Source organism: Streptomyces sp. SM1 (assembly GCF_002910825.1).
Taxonomy (GTDB): domain Bacteria; phylum Actinomycetota; class Actinomycetes; order Streptomycetales; family Streptomycetaceae; genus Streptomyces; species Streptomyces okerensis.
The window spans coordinates 1-1,803 of sequence record NZ_NEUB01000989.1 but is presented as its reverse complement, the minus strand read 5'-3'; the positions used below and the strand labels follow the sequence as shown (position 1 = coordinate 1,803).

At 68.2% G+C, this 1,803-nt stretch carries 2 protein-coding genes and 3 pseudogenes; 3 read left to right on the top strand and 2 right to left on the bottom strand.

Annotated elements, in window-relative coordinates; all coding sequences use genetic code 11:
* From B9S61_RS34980 to B9S61_RS42960, 3 genes and pseudogenes are all read left to right on the top strand, one after another.
* Window positions 1-336 (top strand): annotated as a pseudogene (locus B9S61_RS34980) (hypothetical protein); the annotation flags it as partial.
* Window positions 333-871 (top strand): annotated as a pseudogene (locus B9S61_RS34975) (GNAT family N-acetyltransferase). The pseudogenes B9S61_RS34980 and B9S61_RS34975, both read left to right, overlap by 4 nt.
* A gap of 84 nt (window positions 872-955) precedes the next feature.
* Window positions 956-1,087, top strand: a complete 132-nt coding sequence (locus B9S61_RS42960; protein ID WP_258040023.1) for a hypothetical protein — start codon at window positions 956-958, stop codon at window positions 1,085-1,087.
* Between the two features lie 42 nt (window positions 1,088-1,129).
* Here B9S61_RS42960 and B9S61_RS34970 read toward each other — a convergent pair.
* Window positions 1,130-1,438 (bottom strand): annotated as a pseudogene (locus B9S61_RS34970) (integrase core domain-containing protein); the annotation flags it as partial.
* Between the two features lie 36 nt (window positions 1,439-1,474).
* The coding region (locus B9S61_RS34965; RefSeq protein ID WP_146065032.1) for a transposase family protein at window positions 1,475-1,803 on the bottom strand (329 nt) is incomplete at its 5' end.

Sequence of the window (1,803 nt, the reverse complement as noted above, 5' to 3'; positions counted from 1 at the left end):
GAGTTGGACTCCCTGGCCCTATCCGCGCACTTGGCGCTCGGCGACTACTCGACCGCCGAGTACCACGCCCACCGCTGCCTGTCCGCCCTCCGACCCCACATAGTCCGGTCCCGCGCCATCACCACGACCCGGCTCGCCCACGCCCAGCTCGCCCAGGGCGACCCCGACGCCGCCACGGCCACCGCGATGTAGGTCCCCGCCGAAGCCGCCACCCAGCACGCCCGGGTCACGCGCATGCTGCAGGAGTTCGGGGCCGCACTGCGCGCCACCGCGCCGGGCAGCTCCACCGCACAGACCTGGACCGAGCACACCGCCACCTGGAGGATGGCCGCATGACCACGGCGCCCGCCATCGAACTGCGCACCTTCACCACCCTCGACACCGCCCGCGGCGACCTCCTCGACGTGTACGCCGACGTACGCGCCCCACTCCTCCACCTGCCGAACTACGCCGTCACCGCGTTCGGCGAACGCCTGGACCGACACGGCACCGAGCCGGGCTCACGGCCGTCCTCGCATACGCAGACGGGCACCCGATCGGCTACGCCTACGGCAACACCATCGAGCACGGCGACCGCTACTGGCAGCGCACCAGCCCGACGCCGGCCGAGAAGTACACCGAGCGCCCAGCCGTGGCCCTGAAGGAGATCGGCGTCCGCCCGACCTGGCGAAAGACCGGCACCGCCCGCCGCATCCACGACGCCCTCCTCGCCACCCGCGACGAACCGTTCGTCACGCTCATGGTCAACCCTGCCGCCAGGGACGGAAAGGTCCACGCGCTCTACAAGTCGTGGGGCTGGGAGGACATCGAGCAGAGCCAGCCGTCACCGGCCTCACCGGTCCTCACGGTGATGATCCGCGCCCGCCGCTGACCGGCGTCGGCTGCTGCTACGGCACCCCCCGGCCTTGTCGCCAGGGAGTCGCCACCCGCGCCCTATGCGACGTAGACCGCACGCATGGCCGAGCGAGCCTTCCTGCACCACCTGGCCGCCCCCTCCAACCCGACCAACTCACCCACCCTGGCCCGTACCACGGCATCAACGGCCTGCTGGGGCGGGGTCTGCGGCATTGCCGGCGCCTTCACCTGAGGGGCCTCGCGTTTTTCGGACAGGGATCTGACCGGGGTCAATTCATGCGGTGAGTCGCAAATTCTCCAATGCGGCGTGAACTTCGCGCGGAGGGCGGTAACCCACTGCCGAATGAAGGCGTTTGAGATTGTACCAGAGTTCGATGTATCTGATGATGTCCCGTCGGGCTGCCTCGCGAGTGGGGTAACTCATGCGCGATACCCGCTCATTCTTCAGGGCTCCGAAGAACGATTCGGCCATGGCGTTGTCGAAACAGATTCCGGTCCGGCCGGCCGACCTCCGCAAGCCGAGCTCCTGAAGGACGCCTGCGTACTCGGCCGACATGTAGTTGCTGCCGCGGTCCGAGTGAGTCTTTGTCAGTAACGGATCATTACGTTGCGTGACTAATCAGATGGTGCGGTCGTACTCGAGCTGGAGCAGGACGAGGGCTGCGGCGGCGATCTTCGTGATGCGGCTGGGGTCGAGGCTGACCCGGCGTAGTGCCTTGAAGGTGGTCTTGAGCAGGGAGTTGGCGCGCTCGCAGACGCCGTGGACGCCGCGGATGACCTTGTTGTAGGTCTGCTGGGCCTCGGTCAGCTCGCCTCCGGCGGGCTTCTTGTGCGGGTGGCGAAAACCGTCGCCGGCGTTCTCGTAGCCGAGGTCGACGAGGGTCGGCATGTCCAGCTCGGCAGCGATCCGGTTGAGGGCATCGATCAGGCCGTGGTGGCGGGCGCAGG

Coding starts and splice junctions, on each gene's coding strand:
- B9S61_RS42960 (WP_258040023.1), top strand. CDS start 956: ATGGCCGAGCGAGCCTTCCTGCACCACCTGGCCGCCCCCTCCAACCCG.